This is a genomic window from Enterobacter cloacae complex sp. 402C9 (genome assembly GCF_050030745.1).
Taxonomy (GTDB): domain Bacteria; phylum Pseudomonadota; class Gammaproteobacteria; order Enterobacterales; family Enterobacteriaceae; genus Enterobacter; species Enterobacter intestinihominis.
Window position 1 is genome coordinate 3,099,360 of record NZ_JBLGUW010000001.1, and the last position, 22,594, is coordinate 3,121,953.

At 55.7% G+C, this 22,594-nt stretch carries 21 protein-coding genes; 14 read left to right on the top strand and 7 right to left on the bottom strand.

Annotated features, from left to right (window positions below; all coding sequences use genetic code 11):
* Positions 1 to 2: 2 nt before the first annotated feature.
* Positions 3 to 941 carry a 1-phosphofructokinase gene (fruK, locus tag ACQG1K_RS14810; protein WP_006811313.1) on the bottom strand — a complete coding sequence of 313 codons (939 nt, stop codon included), beginning with the start codon at positions 939 to 941 and terminating at the stop codon, positions 3 to 5.
* Positions 941 to 2,071, bottom strand: a complete 1,131-nt coding sequence (fruB, locus tag ACQG1K_RS14815) for a fused PTS fructose transporter subunit IIA/HPr protein (RefSeq protein WP_022648705.1) — start codon at positions 2,069 to 2,071, stop codon at positions 941 to 943. The genes fruK and fruB overlap by 1 nt, the downstream gene beginning before the upstream one ends.
* Before the next feature lie 75 nt (positions 2,072 to 2,146).
* On the opposite strand from fruB, the gene ACQG1K_RS14820 reads away from it, so the two are divergent.
* Positions 2,147 to 2,326, top strand: coding sequence for a hypothetical protein (locus ACQG1K_RS14820; RefSeq protein WP_139152663.1), 180 nt, complete (start codon positions 2,147 to 2,149; stop codon positions 2,324 to 2,326).
* A 103-nt stretch (positions 2,327 to 2,429) separates the two neighbouring features.
* Positions 2,430 to 3,611, top strand: coding sequence for a sugar efflux transporter SetB (gene setB, locus ACQG1K_RS14825; protein ID WP_032622475.1), 1,182 nt, complete (start codon positions 2,430 to 2,432; stop codon positions 3,609 to 3,611).
* Here setB and ACQG1K_RS14830 read toward each other — a convergent pair.
* Positions 3,608 to 3,862 carry a YkgJ family cysteine cluster protein gene (locus ACQG1K_RS14830; protein ID WP_048966258.1) on the bottom strand — a complete coding sequence of 85 codons (255 nt, stop codon included), beginning with the start codon at positions 3,860 to 3,862 and terminating at the stop codon, positions 3,608 to 3,610. The genes setB and ACQG1K_RS14830 overlap by 4 nt on opposite strands.
* 164 nt (positions 3,863 to 4,026) lie before the next feature.
* Between ACQG1K_RS14830 and yeiP the strand changes: the two genes are divergently transcribed.
* Complete coding sequence (gene yeiP / locus ACQG1K_RS14835) at positions 4,027 to 4,599, top strand: elongation factor P-like protein YeiP (protein WP_003859355.1); 573 nt, start codon at positions 4,027 to 4,029, stop codon at positions 4,597 to 4,599.
* A 116-nt stretch (positions 4,600 to 4,715) separates the two neighbouring features.
* Here the strand turns inward: yeiP and uxuA are convergent, their stop codons facing one another.
* Positions 4,716 to 5,906 carry a mannonate dehydratase gene (gene uxuA / locus ACQG1K_RS14840; protein WP_367076114.1) on the bottom strand — a complete coding sequence of 397 codons (1,191 nt, stop codon included), beginning with the start codon at positions 5,904 to 5,906 and terminating at the stop codon, positions 4,716 to 4,718.
* 205 nt (positions 5,907 to 6,111) lie between these two features.
* On the opposite strand from uxuA, the gene ACQG1K_RS14845 reads away from it, so the two are divergent.
* The 9 genes from ACQG1K_RS14845 (at position 6,112) to yejF (ending at position 17,702) form a co-directional block, all read left to right on the top strand.
* Positions 6,112 to 7,578 carry a mannitol dehydrogenase family protein gene (locus tag ACQG1K_RS14845; protein ID WP_367076116.1) on the top strand — a complete coding sequence of 489 codons (1,467 nt, stop codon included), beginning with the start codon at positions 6,112 to 6,114 and terminating at the stop codon, positions 7,576 to 7,578.
* Positions 7,579 to 7,701: 123 nt separating this feature from the next.
* Complete coding sequence (locus ACQG1K_RS14850) at positions 7,702 to 8,688, top strand: CobW family GTP-binding protein (protein WP_022648724.1); 987 nt, start codon at positions 7,702 to 7,704, stop codon at positions 8,686 to 8,688.
* Between the two features lie 33 nt (positions 8,689 to 8,721).
* Positions 8,722 to 9,426 (top strand): phosphatase PAP2 family protein, encoded by a 705-nt coding sequence (locus tag ACQG1K_RS14855; RefSeq protein ID WP_038416426.1) that lies wholly within the window; start codon positions 8,722 to 8,724, stop codon positions 9,424 to 9,426.
* Positions 9,427 to 9,850: 424 nt separating this feature from the next.
* Positions 9,851 to 10,420 (top strand): bifunctional murein DD-endopeptidase/murein LD-carboxypeptidase, encoded by a 570-nt coding sequence (gene mepS, locus ACQG1K_RS14860; protein WP_003859364.1) that lies wholly within the window; start codon positions 9,851 to 9,853, stop codon positions 10,418 to 10,420.
* A gap of 127 nt (positions 10,421 to 10,547) precedes the next feature.
* Positions 10,548 to 12,101, top strand: coding sequence for a cyclic di-GMP phosphodiesterase (locus ACQG1K_RS14865; protein WP_023306617.1), 1,554 nt, complete (start codon positions 10,548 to 10,550; stop codon positions 12,099 to 12,101).
* A 75-nt stretch (positions 12,102 to 12,176) separates the two neighbouring features.
* Positions 12,177 to 13,982, top strand: coding sequence for an extracellular solute-binding protein (locus ACQG1K_RS14870; protein WP_367076119.1), 1,806 nt, complete (start codon positions 12,177 to 12,179; stop codon positions 13,980 to 13,982).
* A gap of 9 nt (positions 13,983 to 13,991) precedes the next feature.
* The gene (locus ACQG1K_RS14875; protein WP_003859369.1) at positions 13,992 to 15,086 is read left to right on the top strand and encodes a microcin C ABC transporter permease YejB; all 1,095 of its coding nucleotides are present in this window, start codon (positions 13,992 to 13,994) and stop codon (positions 15,084 to 15,086) included.
* Entirely contained in the window at positions 15,086 to 16,111 is a 1,026-nt protein-coding gene (locus ACQG1K_RS14880; RefSeq protein ID WP_023330165.1) for a microcin C ABC transporter permease, read from the top strand. The genes ACQG1K_RS14875 and ACQG1K_RS14880 overlap by 1 nt, the downstream gene beginning before the upstream one ends.
* Before the next feature lies 1 nt (position 16,112).
* Complete coding sequence (gene yejF / locus ACQG1K_RS14885) at positions 16,113 to 17,702, top strand: microcin C ABC transporter ATP-binding protein YejF (protein ID WP_367076122.1); 1,590 nt, start codon at positions 16,113 to 16,115, stop codon at positions 17,700 to 17,702.
* Between the two features lie 3 nt (positions 17,703 to 17,705).
* Here yejF and ACQG1K_RS14890 read toward each other — a convergent pair whose 3' ends face one another.
* From ACQG1K_RS14890 to rsuA, 3 genes are all read right to left on the bottom strand, one after another.
* Entirely contained in the window at positions 17,706 to 18,050 is a 345-nt protein-coding gene (locus ACQG1K_RS14890) for a YejG family protein (RefSeq protein ID WP_003859372.1), read from the bottom strand.
* Positions 18,051 to 18,326: 276 nt separating this feature from the next.
* Positions 18,327 to 19,526 (bottom strand): Bcr/CflA family multidrug efflux MFS transporter, encoded by a 1,200-nt coding sequence (locus ACQG1K_RS14895; protein ID WP_193131842.1) that lies wholly within the window; start codon positions 19,524 to 19,526, stop codon positions 18,327 to 18,329.
* Positions 19,527 to 19,541: 15 nt separating this feature from the next.
* The gene (gene rsuA / locus ACQG1K_RS14900; RefSeq protein ID WP_022648731.1) at positions 19,542 to 20,249 is read right to left on the bottom strand and encodes a 16S rRNA pseudouridine(516) synthase RsuA; all 708 of its coding nucleotides are present in this window, start codon (positions 20,247 to 20,249) and stop codon (positions 19,542 to 19,544) included.
* A gap of 151 nt (positions 20,250 to 20,400) precedes the next feature.
* On the opposite strand from rsuA, the gene ACQG1K_RS14905 reads away from it, so the two are divergent.
* Both ACQG1K_RS14905 and rplY read left to right on the top strand, forming a co-directional pair.
* Positions 20,401 to 22,161, top strand: coding sequence for a DEAD/DEAH box helicase (locus ACQG1K_RS14905; RefSeq protein WP_022648732.1), 1,761 nt, complete (start codon positions 20,401 to 20,403; stop codon positions 22,159 to 22,161).
* 125 nt (positions 22,162 to 22,286) lie between these two features.
* Complete coding sequence (rplY, locus tag ACQG1K_RS14910; protein WP_022648733.1) at positions 22,287 to 22,571, top strand: 50S ribosomal protein L25; 285 nt, start codon at positions 22,287 to 22,289, stop codon at positions 22,569 to 22,571.
* Positions 22,572 to 22,594: the final 23 nt, after the last annotated feature.

The following is a 22,594-nucleotide window of genomic DNA, read 5'->3' on the forward strand; positions in this document are numbered from 1 at the left end:
TGTTAGTTAAAAGGTTTTAAGTCAACGCGCGCCATCATCGCGGCTAACTGGGTACGATCGGTAATACCGACATTGCTCTGGCTCACGGCCAGGGCCGCAACGGCGGTAGCAAGGCGTAGGGTATGTTCACTGGATTCGCGCATCAGCAGACCGTAGATCAGGCCGCCAACCATCGAATCCCCGGCACCCACGGTGCTGACCACTTCCATAGAAGGCGGTTTGGCAATCCATTCCCCGGAGGCGTTAACCCACAGGGCACCTTCTGCACCCAGCGAAATCACCACATGAGCGATACCCTGCTCGCGCAGCGCATGGGCAGCGTCAATCACATCCTTTAATTCTGGCAGCTTACGGCCCGCCCAGATTTCCAGTTCACGGCGGTTAGGCTTAACCAGCCATGGCGAGGCTTTCAGACCGGCGACCAGCGCGTCGCGGCTGCTGTCAAAAATAATGCACGGGCACTGGCTGCGCAGGCGCGTCATCCAGTCGGTGAACGCTTCCGGGCTGACGCCGGACGGCAAGCTGCCGCTGACGCACACCATGTCAAACTGGCCCAGCCAGCTCAGGGAATCGGCAACGAAGCGCTCCCAGTCAGCCGGGGTCACTTCGAAGCCGGAGAAGTTCAGATCGGTCACTTCACCGTCTTTCTCGGTCAGCTTAACGTTAATACGGGTACGGCCCTGCACAACCTGAAAACGGTTGGCGATGCCCAGTTCACTGAACAACTGCTGAAAACCGTCCTGGTTGTCTTTGCCAAGGAAGCCGCCAACGGTGACATCGATGCCGAGATCTTTCAGCACCTTCGCCACGTTAATCCCTTTCCCTGCAGCATGCAGGCCGGTGGTTCGCACCAGGTTAACTTCGCCACGCTCAATTTCCGGGCAGAAGCCCACCAGATCGTAAGCCGGGTTCAGCGTAATGGTCGCAACACGTCTGCTCATTATGCGCCCTCCCCCAGACCGGCCGCGATGGCGTCGCCAATCGCTTTCAGCGCCTGTTCAGCATCAGCACCCTGCGCGGTAAAACGCAGACGATGGCCTTTCTTCACACCCAGCGCGACAACTTTCATCAGGCTGCGCCCGTTGGCTGGTTTACCCGAACCGTCCAGATTGGTCACGGTGATCTCACTTTCAAATTGTTTAATGGTATTCACCAGCATGGTGCCCGGACGGGCATGCAGGCCATGTTCGTTACGCACCACGTACTCCGCGCTCAGCAGGTCGTCCGTCAGCGCATCGTCGCTGGTCAGCAGGGCCAGCACCGTCGCCGCGTCTGCGTTCAGCAGTTTTTCAGCTTTATTGTTCAGCAGCAGATCGCCAAGGCGCTTCAGCACGGAAACCGGCTGATCGTCAGCCATGGCAACCGTTACCAGCATCGCGGCGCGTTCGCCGTCTGTCTCAAAGGCAACCGCAGCACGGCTGACCGCGATAGCACTGCGCAGGTTGCCTTCAGCACTGTCGTTCAGCCAGATGCCCTGACCCAGGTTTAAAGGCTTATCATTGATGGTGCGGGTCACAAAGGCGGTATCAGCCGCCCCCACCTCTTTCAGGCGAGCCGCGTTCAGCGCCTGGAGCGTCACCAGATCGGACGCGACGACGTCCAGCATCAGGGTTTCATTATCCAGCTTCAGCGCTTCGCTCTGTTTTTCGCCCATCAGCAGGGCACGCAGCTCTTCAGCAGTGGTGGCGGATTTAAGCTGTTCCGCGACGGCATCATCGCTCAGCACGTGCGTCAGCTGACGCAGCAGGCCCAGGTGTTCGTCACCGCTGGCCGCGATACCGATCGCCACGTAAGCCACCTGCCCCTCGCCCCAGAGCACGCCCTGCGGGAACTGGTAAACCTGCACGCCGGTTTTCAGCACCTGATCGCGGGTGTCCGTGGTGCCGTGCGGAATTGCAATACCGTTACCGAGGAAGGTGGAGGTCTGCTGTTCACGCGCCAGCATGCCGTTGACGTAGCCGTCCGCCACGTTGCCAGCCTGCACGAGCGCAGCGGCGACCTGGCGAATAGCCTCTTCTTTATTCCCGGCCTGTTCGCCCGGGTGGATATCCTGAACAGATAACTGGAACATGATTCTCCTCTCCTGCTGAAATTGAATCGTTTCAGCTTAACTGAGAAAATATGCGCTAACCTGCTTCTACAGGACATGCAAGATAGCGCTGAAACGTTTCAAGAAGTCTTGTCTTTTCTACAAAAGGTTGCAAGAAAAGTTACATTTCTTGTTGCAGAATTTAGAAGTGCAGCACATTTCTTCTTCAATAGGGAGGTTTTTGCTGATGTTCAGCAAACAGGTTCAGCACGCTTCAGCGAAACAGCGTTAAACTGAAATGCTATTTTGATTTATTGTGGCAATCTTGATTTTGCCCTCTGTTTATTTAATGACAGGCGGCGTAAACTCCGCCTCTCTCTGTTACTCGCAAAGACTGAACATGCATAACACCCCCGCTGCCGCCTCACCAAAGCCCTTTGATTTGACGTCAACGGCGTTTTTGATTGTTGCTTTCCTCACCGGTATTGCCGGTGCGTTACAAACGCCTACGCTGAGCCTGTTTCTGACCAACGAAGTCCACGCCCGCCCGGCGATGGTTGGCTTCTTCTTCACCGGGAGCGCCATCATTGGCATCCTGGTCAGCCAGTTTCTGGCCGGGCGTTCCGACAGAAAAGGCGATCGTAAAAGCCTGATCGTCTTTTGCTGTCTGCTGGGCGTTTTCGCCTGCGTGTTGTTTGCCTGGAACCGCAACTATTTCATTCTGCTGTTTGTTGGGGTGTTCCTGAGCAGCTTCGGCTCGACCGCCAACCCGCAGATGTTCGCCCTTGCCCGCGAGCATGCCGACCGCACCGGGCGGGAAGCGGTGATGTTCAGCTCAATACTGCGCGCGCAGGTGTCGCTTGCGTGGGTGATTGGCCCCCCGCTCGCCTACGCACTGGCAATGGGTTTTGGCTTTACGGTAATGTACCTCAGCGCGGCGGTAGCCTTCGTGGTGTGTGGCGCAATGGTATGGTTCTTCCTGCCTTCCATGCGTAAAGAGCCGAAAGTGGCGACCGGTACGCTGGAAGCACCGCGGCGTAACCGGCGCGACGCACTACTGTTATTCATTATCTGTACGCTGATGTGGGGAACGAACAGCCTCTATATCATTAATATGCCGTTGTTTATTATTGATGAGCTGCATCTGCCGGAGAAGCTGGCCGGGATCATGATGGGAACCGCCGCGGGGCTTGAGATCCCCACCATGCTGATTGCGGGCTATTACGCGAAGCGCTTCGGCAAGCGCTTTTTGATGCGCATCGCCGCCGTTGCCGGGCTGCTGTTTTATGTCGGTATGCTGACGGTTCATACGCCAGCCCTGCTTCTTGCTTTACAGCTGCTGAACGCCATTTACATCGGCATTCTGGCCGGTATCGGCATGCTCTACTTCCAGGATCTGATGCCGGGTCAGGCAGGCGCTGCCACCACCCTTTATACTAATACCACCCGCGTGGGCTGGATTATTGCAGGCTCACTGGCGGGCGTTGTGGCTGAAATCTGGAACTATCATACGGTGTTCTGGATTGCGCTGGTGATGTGCGTCCTGACGCTGAGCTGCCTGACGCGGATTAAGGACGTTTAAGGCGCGGTGAGCGCTTCCAGCTCAAGCAGGTAAGTGATGGCCTGCTGGCGCGTACTGCCGCACATTTCGGCGTCAGGCTGGAGCCCGGAGCACACCTTCGGGCGTAAAGGCGAGCCAAAGATCATGCACAGGTTAGATTCAGAGAGCTGAACGCAGCGGGTATTGGCAGGCTTGCCTTGTGGCATGCCTGGAATGGGGCTTGAGATGGACGGTGCGGTACAGCACGCGCCACAGTCGGAACGACAATCCATACATGCTCTCTGTTGGTGGCAGATGCCCGCGCAGTCGGGCATTGCGCGCACAGTAACACCTTTTATGTATTGATAGCAAAACCCACGAATTCCGCTTGCCTGAAAGGCCGCGCGCGAGTAATTTGGCGCGATATTTTTTACCTCCCGTAAACAGGATTACTGCAATGCCAAGAGCGAACGAAATCAAGAAAGGTATGGTACTGAATTACAACGGCAAACTGCTGATTGTGAAAGATATCGACATTCAGGCACCCAGCGCCCGTGGCGCAGCAACGCTGTATAAAATGCGTTTCTCCGATGTCCGTACCGGCCTGAAAGTGGAAGAACGTTTTAAAGGCGACGATATCGTGGATACCGTGACCCTGACCCGTCGCTACGTTGATTTTTCTTATATCGACGGCAACGAATACGTGTTCATGGATAAAGAAGATTACACCCCGTATATCTTCACCAAAGATCAGATCGAAGAAGAGCTGCTGTTTATTCCTGAAGGTGGAATGCCGGACATGCAGGTGCTGACCTGGGATGGCGTGCTGCTGGCGCTGGAGCTGCCGCAGACCGTTGATCTGGAAATCGTTGAAACGGCACCGGGCATCAAAGGCGCGTCTGCAAGCGCGCGTAACAAACCGGCTACCCTGACTACCGGTCTGGTCGTACAGGTGCCAGAATACCTGTCAGCGGGCGAGAAAATCCGTATCCATATCGAAGAAAAACGCTATATGGGTCGCGCTGACTGATTGTGGCGTTTGCCGGGTGGCGGCTGCGCCTTACCCGGCCTACAAAAACACAAAAACCGGCCTCAGAGCCGGTTTTTCGTAGGCCCGGTAAGCGTAGCGCCACCGGGCAATCAGGCTTACAGAAGCTCTGGATACTTCGTCATTTTCAGCGCCAGCTCGATACCGCGCACTTCCGCCATCCCTTTCAGACGGCCAATCGCCGAATACCCTGGATTCGTTTTCTTGCGCAGATCGTCCAGCATCTGATGCCCGTGATCCGGACGGAACGGGATAGGACGTACATCCCCCGCCTGCTTACGACGTACTTCTTCAGAGAGAATGGCATCCACCACCGCAACCATGTTCACGTCGCCGCCAAGGTGGGCTGCTTCATGGAAGGTTTTTGGATTCTCTTCACGGCAGGTTGCACGCAGGTGAGTGAAATGAATGCGATCCCCAAAGGTTTCGATCATCCGCACCAGATCGTTATCCGCACGCACGCCGTAAGAGCCCGTACACATGGTAAAGCCGTTGTAGATGCTGTCCACCGTCTCTTTTAGCCACTGCATATCCTCAATGGTCGACACGATACGCGGCAGGCCAAGGATTGGGCGCGGAGGATCGTCCGGATGAACCGCCAGCCGCACGCCCGCTTCTTCTGCCACCGGCACGATAGCGCGCAGGAAGTGCGCCATGTTTTCACGCAGCTGGTTTTTATCGATATCGCCATATTCCGCCAGGCGCGCGCGGAACTGATCGAGGGTATAGCCCTCTTCCGCCCCCGGCAGGCCCGCGATTATATTGCGAACCAGCTTCTCAATGTCCGCTTCACTGGCGGCATTGAACCACGCCAGCGCCTGCTGCTGCTTTTCGGCGGTGTAGTCTGCTTCCGCCCCCGGACGCTTCAGAATGTGCAGCTCGAAAGCCGCAAAAGCGATTTGATCGAAACGCAGCGCCTTCGAACCATCGGCCATTTCATATTCCAGGTCGGTACGCGTCCAGTCCAGAATTGGCATAAAGTTATAGCAGACGGTATCAATACCGCAGGCCGCCAGGTTACGAATGCTCTGCTGATAATTCGCAATCCAGGTTTCACACTCACCGGAGTGGGTTTTGATATCTTCGTGAACCGGAATACTTTCCACGACAGACCAGGTTAGACCCTTCTCTGCCAGCTGTGCCTGACGCTTTTGGATTTCCTCCACCGGCCACACCTGACCGTTCGGAATATGATGCAGCGCCGTGACCACACCCGTTGCGCCAGCCTGACGCACATCATCAAGAGAAACCGGATCGTTCGGCCCGTACCAACGCCAGGTTTGTTCCATTGCCCCACCCTCTCAAGTTGTTATACCAATATGGATTACCTCAATGACGACTACCATACATGTTTAATCGAAGTGGTCAACACAGCGCGCGACATTGATTGATCAAACTCACATAACCGGGATATTTACGGCTTACCAATTTAATTTGTTGTCATATAACTTTACACTGGCATTGTTAATTAATGGTTAATCAGGTGTGTACTACATGAAGACTATTGCCTCCACCGCGCTTCCTGCTCATGTCCAGCAGCCCCGCTACGATCGCGAGCAGTTACGCTCCCGCATCGTCCATTTCGGCTTTGGCGCGTTCCACCGGGCGCATCAGGCGTTGTTAACAAACCGGGTGCTGAACGCCAAAGGAGGCGACTGGGGTATTTGTGAGATTAGCCTCTTTAGCGGCGATGTTCTCATGCGCCAGCTCCGCGCGCAGGATCATCTGTTTACCGTGCTGGAGAAAGGTGCCGAAGGCAATCAGCCCATTATTATCGGTGCGGTAAAAGAGTGCCTGAACGCAAAACTCGACTCGCTGGCAGCCATTATTGAGAAGTTCTGCGAACCGCAGGTGGCCATTGTCTCCCTCACCATTACCGAAAAAGGCTACTGCATCGATCCGGCGACGGGGAAACTGGATATGCACAACAGCCGCATTCTGCACGATCTTGAGCATCCGTCTGAGCCGCATTCCGCGCCGGGTATTCTGGTCGAAGCGCTTCATCGCCGCCGCGAGCGCAGCCTGCCGGCGTTTACCGTGCTCTCCTGCGACAATATTCCCGACAACGGCCACGTGGTGAAAAATGCCGTTCTCGGCATGGCCGGAAAGCGATCCGCAGAGCTGGCCGGATGGATCGAGGCGCACGTGAGCTTCCCTGGCACCATGGTCGACCGAATCGTGCCCGCCGCCACTGACGCCTCACTCGCGGAAATCACCCAGGAACTTGGCGTTGAAGATCCCTGCGCCATCAGCTGTGAACCGTTCATTCAGTGGGTAGTGGAAGATAACTTTGTCGCCGGGCGTCCGGAATGGGAGGTTGCAGGCGTACAGATGGTTGAGGATGTCCTGCCCTGGGAGCAGATGAAGCTGCGGATGCTGAACGGCAGCCACTCCTTCCTGGCGTATCTGGGCTACCTTGCCGGCTACGCGCACATAAATGAATGTATGCAGGACGACAGCTTCCGCGAGGCTGCCCGCAGGCTGATGCTGAATGAGCAGGCCCCTACGCTGCGCATCACCAACGTCGATCTGACAGCCTATGCTGACAGCCTGCTTGACCGCTTCGCCAACCCGGCGCTACAGCACCGCACCTGGCAAATCGCTATGGACGGCAGTCAGAAGCTGCCTCAGCGCATGCTGGATGGGATCCGCATGCATCTTGAGCGTAACACCGCCTGGCCATTACTGGCGCTGGGCGTCGCAGGCTGGATGCGCTACGTCAGCGGGACGGACGACCAGGGCAACGCCATTGACGTGCGCGATCCGCTGAACGACAAGTTTCAGGCCATTGTCGCTTCCAGCAGTGACGCAGAACGCGTTAGCGCCCTGCTGACGCTAAAAGAAATCTTTGGCGACAACCTGCCGCAAAACCCTGTTTTTGTCGAGGCAATCACCGGCGCGTACCAACGCCTCGTCCGGCTCGGCGCGCGTCAGGCCGTTATCGAAACGTTAAAAATTTAGCGATTATTGCGTTTAAGGCGAACGGTTTTACGCTCCGTTCGCCCTCCCTCTTCTCAATGCCCGATTTTTTCGTCAGGATGATAGATAGTTGTTACTACATCACAATTATTTATCGGAGCGCACGTGACCAAAACCAACCTGATCACCGGTTTTCTCGGCAGCGGTAAAACTACGTCCATTCTGCATTTGCTGGCCAATAAAGATCCGGCGGAAAAGTGGGCCGTGCTGGTCAACGAATTTGGCGAAGTGGGGATCGACGGCGCGTTGCTCGCCGACAGCGGCGCGATGGTGAAAGAGATCCCGGGCGGGTGTATGTGCTGCGTGAATGGTCTGCCGATGCAGGTCGGGCTGAATACGCTGCTGCGTCAGGGCAAGCCTGACCGTCTGCTGATTGAACCCACTGGGCTGGGTCATCCGAAGCAAATTCTTGATTTACTGACCGCCCCGGTCTACGAGCCGTGGCTTGAGCTGCGTGCGACGCTTTGCCTGCTCGACCCCCGCCAGCTGCTGGATGAAAAAGCGATCAATAACGACAATTTCCGCGACCAGCTCGCCTCGGCAGATATCATCGTGGCGAATAAATCCGATCGCGCGACGCCTGAAAGTCAGGCCGCGTTCAATGCCTGGTGGCAGCAGGCTGGCGGTGGACGTCAGTATGTGCAGACCACCCAGGGCAACATTGATGGCGCCCTGCTCGATCTTCCCCGCCTCAACCAGACGCAACTGCCTGCCAGCGCAGAGCATTCGCATAGCCACGGCGCGAAGCAAGGTCTGGCTGCGCTGAGCCTGCCGGAACATCAGCGCTGGCGTCGAAATCTGAACAGCGGCCAGGGACACCAGGCCTGCGGCTGGATCTTCGATGCCGATACGGTTTTCGACACCATTGGTATACTGGAATGGGCGAGACTGGCGCCGGTTGAGCGGGTAAAAGGGATCATGCGCACCCCGGATGGTCTGGTGCGCATTAATCGTCAGGGCGAGGATTTCTTTATAGAAACCCAGAACGTCGCGCCACCCGACAGCCGGATAGAGTTAATTAGTGCGGTTAATACCGACTGGAATGCCCTCCAGTCAAGCCTGTTGAAGCTTCGTTTAAGTTTGGGCGGCTAACGTTGCCCCTGATTTCACACATTGCTGAAGACTATGACGACTCGACTTCCTGCTATTTTATTGCTCAACGCTGCCGGTCTGGCGATCTTTTTCTCCTGGTATATCCCGGCGGATCACGGTTTCTGGTTCCCGCTGGATTCCGGGCTGTTCCACTTCTTTAACCAGGCGCTGGCGAAGAGTGAAGCCTTCCTGTGGCTGGTGGCGATCACCAACAACCGCGCGTTTGACGGCTGTTCGCTGCTGGCAATGGGCTGTCTGATGCTCTCCTTCTGGCTGAAGGAAGACAAAACGGGTCGTCGCCGTATTCTGATTATCGGCCTGGTCATGCTGCTGGCAGCCGTGATTATCAACCAGCTGGCGCAGCATCTGATGCCGGTTAAACGCGCCAGTCCGTCGCTCTCTTTCCCGAATATTAACCGCGTCAGCGAGCTGCTTCATATTCCAACCAAAGACGCGTCGAAGGACAGCTTCCCGGGCGACCACGGTATGATGCTGCTGATTTTTGCTGGCTTCATGCTGCGCTATTTCGGTAAAAAAGCCTTCGCCATCGCCCTGGTTATTGTGGTGGTATTTGCATTCCCGCGGGTGATGATTGGCGCTCACTGGCTGACAGATATCGCCGTAGGCTCCCTCACGGCGGTGTTAATTGGTTTACCCTGGGTGCTGATGACTCCCCTGAGCGATCGCGTAATAGGTATTTTTGATCGCTATCTTCCCGGCAAATTTAAACAAGTCTGAAACAAATAAATAACGCTAATTAACACCATTCATCAGGGATCGTTTTCGATCCCTGAGTCACTTCTTTCCGGCATCATTCAGCGCTGTCATCATTCCGTCATACAATTCGTGATAAAAATGAAGCAATTGCAGGGATTACCGGTATGAATGGCGGCATTTTGAGCAATTCCGCGCTGTAACGTTGTGTATCACATTTTCTTATAAAAAAACGGTCTTTTTTGCTCGCAATGCCCTTTGCAATCGGTTAACCTCGAACTCGTTTTGCCCCATTGAGATAATTATTATCGTGGTGAATAATTTTGTGCGTTGTGCCACAGATTTCACCATAAAGAATTGTCTCATTGTGAACAGATAATTAGTCTCGTCACGGTTGGCATTTTTATAACGATATTTTCGTTAAGGACTTCAAGGGAAAACAAACAAAATGGTCAAATCTCAACCAATTTTGAGATATATCTTGCGGGGGATCCCGGCGATTGCAGTGGCGGTTCTGCTTTCGGCATGTAGTACGACGAACACCGCGAAGAATATGCATCCTGAGACGCGTGTTGTGGGAATGGAAGATTCCTCTTCACTGCAAGCCTCTCAGGATGAATTTGAAAATATGGTACGTAATCTCGACGTTAAGTCGCGTATTATGGATCAGTATGCTGACTGGAAAGGCGTGCGTTACCGCCTGGGCGGCAGCACCAAGAAAGGCATCGATTGCTCCGCATTCGTACAGCGTACTTTCCGTGAGCAGTTTGGGTTAGACCTTCCGCGTTCTACTTATGAACAGCAGGAAATGGGCAAGTCCATTTCGCGCACTAAACTGCGTACGGGCGATTTAGTCCTGTTCAGAGCAGGTTCAACCGGTCGACACGTTGGCATCTATATCGGTAACGATCAGTTTGTCCATGCTTCCACCAGCAGTGGTGTGACGATTTCCAGCATGAACGAACCTTACTGGAAGAAGCGCTACAACGAAGCTCGCCGCGTTCTGAGCCGTAGTTAATATTGCTGTCGTATCGTTGGTTATCCCTTGGCTGGCGATACGATTAAAAAAGCACTGCTCCGGCAGTGTTTTTTTTTGCCCGTTACACTGATAGACATCCAGCGTCATTTCAGGAATCACGACATCAATGTTTACCCGCTACTTCTCCAGCAACCGCAAGATACTGTTTCTCAGTATTCTGACGGGGTTGTTTACCGCCCTGCTTCTGAGTGCATTACAGTTTTACTGGAGTTATCACAAGCGAGAAGTCAGGTACGATACCCTCATTACGGATTTAAGCGTCTACATGGAGAACTTTTTCGACGAGCTTAAAACCTCTATTGATACGCTCCAGCCGCTCACGCTGAACAGCTGTGAAGAGGTCAGTGCGGCGCTCACCTCACGCGCGGCCTTCAGTATTAACGTGCGCGCCTTTTTGCTGGTCCGGGATAAACAGGCCTTCTGCTCTTCGGCAACAGGTCCGATGAATACCCCAATGGAAACGCTTATCCCTCAGCTACACATCAGCAAACCTGTTGATATCGCGCTCCTGCCGGGCACGCCCATGCTGCCGGATAAACCCGCGATCGCTATCTGGTATCGCAATCCGCTGGTAAAAGACGGCGGCGTATTTACCTCCGTGAACATCAACCTGACGCCTTACCTTCTTTATACGTCACGTCAGGATGAATTTTCCGGAATATCGATCGTCATTGGCGACTCCGCGTTATCCACCCAGTCCGGAATGCTGGTTCAGGCGCGGGATTTGCCTGAGGTCCCCGCTCGCACCGCCACGCTGAAAAATATTCCTCTGACCGTTAACGTCTATGCGCAAGCCTGGAAGACCGATGAACTGCTCTACGCCGTGTTCTTCGGCCTGGTCTGCGGTATTGCGGCAGGTCTGCTGAATTTCTATATTCTCACTATCCGTCTTAATCCCGGGAAAGAGATCCTTACGGCCATCAAGCACGACCAGTTCTACGTGGTCTATCAGCCCGTCGTGGATGCGCAGTCGCTCAGAATGACCGGGCTGGAAGTCCTGATGCGCTGGAAGCACCCGGTGATGGGCGAAATTCCACCGGATGCCTTTATTAATTTTGCTGAAGCGCAGAAGCTGATTGTCCCGCTGACGCTGCATCTTTTTGACCTGATTATCCGCGATGCCCCTGTCCTGCAAACGGTGCTCCCGCCTGGGGCCAAGTTTGGGATCAACATCGCACCCGGTCATCTGCATGCGGAAAGCTTTAAGGAGGATATGCGCGCGTTTGCCGCTGCCCTTCCGCCCGATCACTTCCAGATTGTGCTGGAAATAACCGAGCGCGACATGATCAACCACCGCGAGGCAAATCAGCTGTTTGAATGGCTGCACAATGAAGGTTTTGAAATCGCCATCGATGATTTTGGCACCGGCCACAGCGCGCTGATCTATCTGGAACGCTTCACGATGGATTACCTGAAAATTGACCGTGGCTTCGTGAATGCCATCGGGACTGAAACCGTTACCTCGCCAGTGCTGGACGCGGTGCTGACGCTGGCAGAACGCCTGAATATGTTAACCGTCGCCGAGGGTGTTGAAACGCCCGAGCAGGCGGCGTGGCTGCGCGAGCATGGCGTGAACTATCTTCAGGGCTACTGGATCGGCCGACCAATGCCGCTGGAGCAGTTCAGGACGTGGCAACCCGACATCACGCTCGGGGAATAATTTCACAATCACGGCGCTGTCCCTTATTATTCTCCTCAACCGAGCCTGCCTGTGAACAAAGGGATCCGCCGCACTATGATTATGCGCGTTGTATTGATGCTGTTGGCGCTGGTGAGCCTGTCGAGCCAGGCGCAGACCATCAAAGAGAGCACGGCCTTTGCCGTCATTGGCGAGCCGAAGTATGCGGTCAACTTTACTCACTACGATTATGTGAACCCCGCCGCCCCGAAAGGCGGGAACGTGACGCTTTCCGCGACCGGAACGTTTGACAACTTTAACCGCTTCGCCCTGCGCGGCGTGGCGGCAGCGCGTACCGAATCCCTTTATGACACGCTGTTCGTCACCTCCGACGACGAGCCCGGCAGCTATTATCCCCTGGTCGCTGAGAACGTGCGTTACGCCGATGATTTTAGCTGGGCAGAAATCGCGATTAATCCGCGGGCGCGTTTTCACGACGGTACGCCGGTTAGCGCCCGCGATGTGGCGTTCACCTTTCATAAATTTATGACCGAAGGCGTGCCGCAGTTTCGTCTGGTGTACAAGGGCACCACGGTGAAAGCCATCGCCCCGCTGACCGTGCGAATCGAACTCCCTGAGCCAAACAAAGAGAATATGCTGAGCCTGTTCTCCCTGCCCGTCATGCCCGAATCATTCTGGAAAAACCATAAGCTGAGCGATCCCCTCTCTTCCCCGCCGCTGGCCGGAGGACCGTATCGCATTACCGACTGGCGAATGGGCCAGTACGTGATCTATTCCCGCGTGAAAGATTACTGGGCAGCCACGCTGCCGGTAAACCGGGGCCGCTGGAACTTCGATACAATCCGCTACGACTACTACCTGGATGATAACGTGGCCTTCGAGGCGTTTAAGGCAGGCGCATTTGATTTACGTGTCGAGAACAGCGCCAAAAACTGGGCGACCCGGTATATCGGAAAAAATTTCGCGAAAGGCTATATCGTTAAAGACGAACATAAAAACGAATCCGCGCAGGACACGCGCTGGCTGGCGTTTAATATTCAGCGCCCGGTTTTTTCCGATCGTCGGGTGCGTGAAGCTATTACCCTGGCGTTTGATTTCGAATGGATGAACAAAGCGCTGTTTTACGGAGCCTACAGCCGGGCGAACAGCTATTTCCAGAATACTGAATATGCCGCCCGTGATTATCCCCACGCGGACGAGCTGGTTTTGCTGGCGCCAATGAAAGCGGAGCTCCCGCCGGAAGTGTTCACCCGCCTATTTGAACCGCCAAAATCCGACGGAAACGGGTTCGACCGGGACAACCTGCTGAAAGCCAGCAAACTGCTGGATGACGCTGGCTGGGTGTTGAAAAATCGGCTACGAGTAAATGTTAAAACTGGTAAGCCGCTCAGCTTCGAACTGCTGATTGCCTCCGGCGCAAACGATCAGTGGGTGCTGCCGTTTAAGAAGAACCTTGCCCGTCTTGGGGTGACCATGAATATCCGCCAGGTCGATATTGCCCAGCTGACCAACCGCAAGCGCAGTCGCGATTACGACATGATGCAAACCCTGTGGGCTGCCCAGCCGTGGCCGAGTTCAGACCTGCAAATCTCCTGGGCATCGGGCTATATCGACTCCTCCTACAACGCTCCGGGGGTAAAGAGTCCGGTGATTGATGCGCTGATCGCGAAAATCGTTGCCGCTCAGGGCGATAAAGAGAAACTTCTGCCGCTCGGGCGTGCGCTTGACCGGGTGTTAACCTGGAACTATTACATGCTGCCGATGTGGTACATAGGTGAAGATCGCGTGGCCCGCTGGGACAAATTCTCCCTGCCCGCCGTTCGCCCGGTTTATACGCTTGGTTTTGATACGTGGTGGTATGACGTGAATAAAGCCGCAAAACTGCCCGCAGCGCGGCGTTGAGGAGTGACGATGGGCGCTTATCTTATCCGCAGGCTGCTGCTGGTTATCCCGACGCTATGGGCCATCATTACCATTAACTTTTTTATCGTGCAGATTGCCCCCGGCGGCCCGGTGGACCAGGCGATTGCGGCCATAGAATTTGGTCACGCTGGCGGCATGCCGGGCGGCGGCGGTGAAGGAATGGGGGCCAGCCATGCCCGGACGGGCGTGGGCAATATCAGCGAAAGCCACTACCGGGGCGGACGGGGACTGGATCCGGAGGTGATCGCCGAGATCACCCATCGCTATGGTTTTGACAAGCCGCTGCACGAGCGTTATTTCAGGATGCTCTGGGATTATGTCCGTTTCGATTTTGGCGACAGCCTGTTTCGCAGCGCCTCGGTGCTAACCCTGATCAAGCAAAGCCTTCCGGTTTCCATCACGCTCGGACTGTGGGGGACGCTGATTATTTATCTGGTCTCCATTCCGCTGGGGATCCGCAAAGCGGTCTACAACGGTAGCCGTTTTGATATCTGGAGCAGCACGTTCATTATCATCGGCTACGCTATCCCGGCATTTCTGTTTGCCGTGCTGCTGATTGTCTTTTTCGCTGGCGGCAGTTATTTCGACCTCTTCCCGCTGCGCGGGCTGGTCTCTGCGGATTTCAGCACGTTGCCGTGGTATCAGAAAATCACCGATTACTTCTGGCACATCACGCTTCCGGTGCTGGCGACGGTTATCGGCGGTTTTGCGGCGCTTACGATGCTGACCAAAAATGCCTTTCTTGATGAGATCCGCAAACAGTACGTCGTCACCGCGCGCGCCAAAGGCGTCGGTGAAAAGCAGATTATGTGGAAGCACGTTTTTCGTAACGCCATGCTGCTGGTGATTGCCGGTTTTCCCGCCACGTTCATCAGTATGTTTTTTACCGGCTCTCTGCTGATAGAAGTGATGTTCTCTCTCAACGGTTTAGGGCTGCTTGGCTATGAGGCCACCGTCTCCCGTGATTACCCGGTGATGTTTGGCACACTGTACATTTTCACCCTGATCGGCCTGCTGCTGAATATCATCAGCGATATCAGCTATACGCTGGTCGATCCCCGTATCGATTTTGAGGGCCGCTAATGTCGCGTTTAAGCCCCGTCAATCAGGCCCGCTGGGCGCGATTTCGCCACAACCGTCGCGGCTACTGGTCGCTGTGGATCTTCGCCGTCCTGTTCGCCTTAAGTCTGTGTTCCGAACTGATTGCCAACGATAAACCCCTGCTGGTGCATTTCAAAGATCGCTGGTACGTGCCGGTGCTTACTACCTATAGCGAAAGCGATTTTGGCGGTCCGTTTGCGACGCCAGCCGAGTATCAGGATCCCTGGTTACGTGAACAGATCGCGCAGCACGGCTGGGCGCTTTGGGCACCGATTCGCTTTGGCGCGAACAGTATTAACTACGCCACGTCCACCCCCTTCCCTTCCCCGCCTTCCTCGCAAAACTGGCTGGGAACGGACGCCAACGGCGGCGATGTGCTGGCGCGCATCCTCTATGGCACCCGCATCTCGCTCCTGTTTGGGCTGCTTCTGACGCTCTTTAGCAGCGTGATGGGCGTCGTGGCGGGCGCCATGCAGGGCTATTACGGTGGAAAAATCGATTTGTGGGGGCAGCGCGTAATTGAAGTCTGGTCCGGTATGCCGACGCTGTTTCTGATTATCCTGCTGTCCAGCGTAGTACAGCCTGGCTTCTGGTGGCTGTTAGGCATCACCGTCCTGTTCGGCTGGATGGCACTGGTCGGCGTGGTGCGCGCGGAGTTTCTGCGCACGCGAAATTACGATTATATTCGCGCCGCGCAGGCATTAGGCGTGAGCGATCGCGCAATTATCTTCCGTCACATGCTTCCCAATGCGGTGGTGGCGACCCTCACCTTCCTGCCGTTTATTTTGTGTAGCTCCATTACCACCCTGACGTCGCTCGATTTTCTTGGTTTCGGTTTGCCGCTGGGCTCACCGTCTCTTGGCGAACTGCTGTTGCAGGGCAAAAACAACCTCCAGGCCCCCTGGCTGGGCATCGCCGCATTCCTCTCCGTGGCTGTGCTGCTTTCCCTGCTGATTTTTATTGGCGAAGCCGTGCGCGATGCCTTCGATCCCAACAAGGCGGTATGACATGACCCGGCCTCTTCTGAGCATAGAAAATCTGTCGATTGCGTTTTCAAAGCAGGGCGAATCTCGCCCGGTGGTGACGGATTTATCGTTGCAGATCCAGCGCGGAGAGACGCTGGCGCTGGTCGGGGAATCCGGCTCTGGTAAGAGCGTTTCGGCACTGTCGGTGCTGCGCCTGCTCCCTTCCCCGCCGGTTAGCTATCCGCAGGGGGATATTCTGTTCCATGGACAATCCCTGCTGAACGCTGATGAGCAAACCCTGCGCGGCATTCGTGGCAATAAGATTGCCATGATTTTTCAGGAGCCGATGGTGTCGCTCAATCCATTGCATACGCTGGAAAAACAGCTCTATGAAGTGCTGTCACTTCATCGGGGAATGCGTAAAGAGGCAGCGCGGGGGGAAATTCTGGACTGCCTTGAACGCACCGGCATTCGTAATGCGGCGAAACGGCTGAACGATTTTCCGCATCAGCTTTCCGGCGGCGAGCGCCAGCGCGTGATGATCGCGATGGCGCTGCTGACGCGCCCCGAACTGTTGATTGCGGATGAACCCACCACCGCGCTGGACGTCACGGTGCAGGCGCAAATTCTGCAACTGCTGAGTGAACTGCGGGACGAGCTGAACATGAGCCTGCTGTTTATTACGCATAACCTGGGCATCGTGAAAAAGCTCGCTGACGCGGTGGCCGTGATGCAAAATGGCCGCTGCGTCGAACAGAACAGGGCAACTGCCCTGCTGAGCGCGCCTCAGCACCCGTATACACAGCGCCTGCTCGATAGCGAACCCTCTGGCGACCCGGTTCCGCTTAACGCTGACAGCGCACCGTTGCTGAAGGTTGAGGACCTGTCGGTGTCATTCCCGATCCGCAAAGGCATTTTGCGTCGCGTGGTCGATCACAATCATGTTCTGAAAAACATGAGCTTCTCTCTGCGTCCGGGCGAGTCGCTCGGGCTTGTGGGCGAATCCGGTTCGGGCAAAAGCACCACCGGCCTGGCGCTGCTGCGCCTGATCGCCTCGCAGGGAAGCATTCTCTTTGACGGCATGCCGCTGCAAAACCTGAGCCGCCGCCAAATGCTGCCCGTCCGCCCGCGGATGCAGGTGGTCTTTCAGGATCCGAACTCTTCGCTGAACCCGCGGCTGAGCGTATTGCAGATTATTGAAGAGGGCCTGCGCGTTCATCAGCCCGCGCTGACGGCACAACAGCGTGAAATCGACGTGAAGCGGGTGATGGCGGAAGTGGGTTTAGATCCCGAGACCCGGCACCGGTATCCGGCTGAGTTTTCCGGCGGACAGCGCCAGCGTATAGCGATTGCCCGCGCGTTGATCCTGAAACCGGAGCTGATCGTGCTGGACGAGCCTACCTCTTCACTGGACCGCACCGTGCAGGCGCAAATTCTGGCGCTGCTGAAGGGGCTACAGGAAAAGCATCGGCTGGCCTATATTTTTATCAGCCACGATTTACAGGTGGTGCGTGCGCTTTGCCATCAGGTGGTGGTATTGCGGCAGGGAGAAGTCGTTGAGCAGGGAGAGTGCCAGCGCGTATTCACTGCGCCTGCGCAGGATTACACGCGCCAGCTATTGTCCGCTGACTAGCACTCAGAAAGGATATTGACCGGAGAACGGTTCGGCAATCGCCACGCCGAAGTTTTTCAGACGGCAGGTCGCAGCAAATTCATCCTGGCTGTTAACAAACAGGCACGGCTCACCTTCGCATTCCAGCACGGAGCTGTCTACTTCGATGTCCGTCAGCGCCTGGCTGAGACGTTCCATAACCGGCCACGCATTTTCATCGCTCGGGCTAAGCAGCTTGAGCGCCACCAGACAATTATCCTCCCCGGCAACGCTTTGCGGAATCGGTTCAACTTTCGAACCTGCAAAACCCGTCGACCAGCGATAGCTCTGGGGCAAGCGATGGACAATGGAGAGTTGTAATGTATTCACGTTCAGATCCCCGGAAGCAAATTTACTTCACAATTTATTTACATTTATAGTAACACATCATCGCCAACCTGCACTGTTTAGCGGATTTTATAGGCGTTGCAGGCTCGCGTCGGCGCTATATGTACCCGTTTCTGCGATCTAACTCAACCTTTTTAAATACAATGATGTGACTTTTTACATAAATAGATTTTACATAAAAGAAACAAACACCGGGTAAACGAACCGAGGGTTGGTTGATATGGGTCAACAAAAAGGCCCGTTTCGGGCCTTAAGTGCTCATTTATGCGCCGTCCTACGGGGCCGGCTGGCGTAAAGATAGAAGAGGATGGAGCAAGTCGCGCAGAGGGCAATCGCCCACAGCATCGGCCAGGCAGTATTAAACGTCGCCATTGAGAGCAGCGCCCCGACAATCGCGCCAATCCCGAAACGGAACGTCCCTGCCAGCGACGAGGCGGTGCCCGCCATATGCGGGAATTCGTCAAGGATCACCGCCATCGCGTTGGATGAGACCATCGAGACGCAGCCAACAAACGCCGCCACGCCCACCACCAGCGCCCAGAAACCGACGCCCAACAATGCGCTCAATACCAGCCAGATAGCCATCACGAACTGGATCCACAGCCCGGCGCGGAACATATTCAGCGCCCCGACCCGCCGGACAAAGCGGCTGTTGATAATGGTCATCACAAACAGGAACACGATATTCAGCGCGAAGTAGTAACCAAAGTGCTGGGGTGACACATGGTTCAGTTCGATGTACACAAACGGCCCCGCGCTCAGGAACGAAAACATCCCGGCAAAGCTAAAGCCGCTGGCCAGCATATAGCTCAGCACGCGCTTATGGCGAAACAGCGAGGCAAAGTTGCCAAGCGTGGTGCGGACGTGAAACTTCTGACGGCGCTCGACCGGCAGCGTTTCATCGATAAAGACGAAGATCATCACCGAGGCCAGCAGCGCGGCAATCGCCAGGATCCAGAAAATCGCATGCCAGCTGAACCACACCAGCACCGCCCCGCCCACCATGGGGGCGACCAGCGGCGCAATGGTTGTGACCAGCATGACGAACGACATCATGCGTGAGAACTCTTCCTTCGGGTAGATGTCGCGCATCAGCGCGTTAATCACCACGCTTGCCGCAGCCGCAGCCAGGCCATGGAAGAAACGCATCACGATCAGCTGATCGATACTCTGCGCCAGCGCGCAGGCCACCGCCGCCGCGGCAAATATCAACGTCCCGCCCAGAATAACGGGTTTGCGCCCCAGGCTGTCTGCCATTGGGCCATAAAAGAGCTGGCCGAGCGCAAAACCAAGAATGTAGGTGCTGAGCGTCATCTGTGCGCTGCCTGCCGGTACGCCAAACTGCGCGGAAATCACCGGCAGCGCGGGCAGATACATATCGATAGACAGCGGCATCAGCATGGCCAACAGGCCAAGGATAAATACGATTTTAAACGACGAGTGTGGCCTGGTGGTCACAGGGTTCTCCTGAATTTAGCGTGAAAGCAGCCCGACGCTGGCAATCTCTTCTTCCGTCAGCGGGCGATATTCCCCTGGCGCCAGGTCTGGATCGAGTTCAATCGCGCCGATACGTTCACGATGCAGCCCCACAACGTGGTTGCCCACGGCGGCAAACATCCGTTTCACCTGGTGGTAACGGCCTTCACTGATGGTCAGACGGACGTCCGTTGGGGTAATGACTTCCAGCACCGCCGGTTTGGTCAGATCTTTTTCATTATGTAGCTGAACGCCTTTCGCGAATTGCTCTGCCGTGTCATCCGAGACCGGCGACTCAAGTGTCACCCGATAGGTTTTCTCACAGTGATGGCGCGGGGAGGTGATGCGGTGCGACCACTGACCGTCATCGGTCATCAGCACCAGGCCGGTGGTATCAATATCCAGACGCCCTGCCGCATGCAGCTTGTGCGCCACAGGTTCGTCGAGGAAGTAGAGCACCGTCGGGTGATCCGGATCGTCCGTTGAACAGACGTAACCTTCCGGTTTGTTGAGCATGAAGTAGCGCGGGCCATTCTGCTGGGTCAGCGGGTTGCCGTCATACTCCACCTGGTGGTCAGGCTGGAGTTTAAAAGCGCTGTCTTTCACAATGTCGCCGTCCACGGTTACGCGGCTGGCGCGAATTTCACGCCCGGCAATAGCGCGGCTTACGCCGAGTTGCTGAGCGATAAACTTATCAAGTCGCATGAAATCTTTTTAGCCTTAATGGTGCTGGAAGTCGGACTACGCGTCCGAAAAAGAAGCAGTCAGAAACAGTTCAGTATAATGGTCTGGTTGCGCCACTCAAGGGAAAAAGTTTCGTGGCATACTATATGCGAGTTAACTGAATAGAGAAGCCATGACGTTCACACTACGCCCCTATCAGCAAGAAGCCGTTGATGCCACCCTCGCCTGGTTTCGCAAGCACCGGGAACCCGCCGCCATCGTGCTCCCGACCGGAGCCGGTAAAAGCCTGGTGATTGCCGAACTGGCGCGCCTGGCTCGCGGGCGCGTGCTGGTGCTGGCGCACGTAAAAGAGCTGGTGGCGCAAAACCACGCCAAATATTGCGCGCTCGGCCTGGAGGCCGATATTTTTGCCGCCGGGCTGAAGCGCAAAGAGAGCCACGGGAAAGTGGTGTTTGGCAGCGTACAGTCCGTTGCGCGCAACCTGGACCTGTTTCGCAGCGAGTTTTCCCTGCTGATTGTCGATGAGTGTCACCGCATCAGCGATGACGACGACAGCCAGTATCAGCAAATCCTCACTCATCTGAGAGAGGTGAACCCTCACTTACGCCTGCTTGGCCTGACCGCCACGCCATTTCGTCTGGGCAAGGGCTGGATTTATCAGTTTCATTATCACGGCATGGTGCGTGGCGATGAAAAGGCCCTGTTCCGCGACTGTATCTATGAGCTTCCGCTGCGCTACATGATCAAGCATGGCTATCTGACGCCACCGGAGCGGCTGGATATGCCGGTCGTGCAGTACGATTTCAGCCGCTTACAGGCGCAGAGCAACGGGCTGTTCAGCGAGGCGGATCTTAACCATGAGCTGAAAAAACAGAAGCGGATCACGCCGCATATCATCAGCCAGATTGAAGAATTTGCGCAAACGCGCAAAGGGGTGATGATTTTTGCTGCTACCGTCGAACACGCGCGTGAAATCACGGGGCTTCTGCCCACCAACGACGCGGCGTTAATTACCGGTGAAACCCCCGGGCCGGAGCGCGACAGCCTGATTGAGGCTTTCAAAGCCCAGCAGTTCCGCTACCTGGTGAATGTCTCCGTATTAACCACCGGGTTTGACGCACCGCACGTTGACCTGATTGCGATTCTTCGCCCAACCGAATCCGTCAGCCTGTACCAGCAGATTGTCGGCCGTGGCCTGCGCCTGGCACCGGGCAAAACCGACTGTCTGATCCTCGATTATGCCGGTAATCCGCACGATCTCTACTCCCCGGAAGTGGGCACGCCAAAAGGCAAGAGCGACAACGTGCCGGTACAGGTGTTTTGTCCGGCCTGCGGGTTTGCCAACACTTTCTGGGGCAAAACTACCGCCGACGGCACGCTGATCGAACATTTTGGCCGCCGCTGTCAGGGCTGGTTTGAAGACGATGAAGGCCATCGCGAACAGTGTGATTTCCGCTTCCGCTTCAAAAACTGCCCGCAGTGCAACGCCGAGAACGATATCGCTGCCCGCCGCTGTCGGGAGTGTGACACGGTGTTGGTCGACCCGGATGACATGCTGAAAGCGGCGCTGAAACTGAAAGATGCGCTGGTGCTGCGCTGTTCCGGCATGGTCTTACAGCCCGGTGCGGATGAAAAAGGCGAGTGGCTAAAGATTACCTATTACGACGAGGACGGCGCAGACGTCAGCGAGCGGTTCAGGGTCCAGACGCCCGCCCAGCGCACCGCGTTCGAACAGCTCTTTATCCGCCCGCATACCCGCACGCCCGGCGTGCCGCTGCGCTGGATAACCGTTGCCGATATCGTGCGCCAGCAGGCGCTGCTGCGCCATCCTGATTTTGTTGTCGCCCGTAAAAAAGGGCAGTTCTGGCAGGTGCGTGAGAAGGTCTTTGACTATGAAGGACGCTTTCGCCGGGCAAACGAATTGCGCGGTTAACGGGACTTTTCGTTGATGCGCGAGCCATTTGAGTATAAAATGCCGCCCGCTTCACATCCGTGAGGCAGAACACTCACCTGCTGCTGGGTCGCCTGTAGCAGGGTTTTAAATACAGAGAGAAATCAATGTTCACTATCGAAGCAGAAGTACGTAACGTGCAGGGTAAGGGTGCGAGCCGCCGCCTGCGTAACGCTAACAAGTTCCCGGCTATCGTTTACGGTGGCGAAGCTGCTCCAGTTGCAATCGAACTGGATCACGACAAAGTGTGGAACATGCAGAACAAAGCTGAATTCTACAGCGAAGTTCTGACCATCGTTGTTGGCGGTAAAGAAGAAAAAGTGAAAGTTCAGGCTGTTCAGCGTCACCCGTTCAAGCCAAAACTGTCTCACATCGACTTCGTTCGCGCGTAATCGCAAACCTGTCGAGAAAAACC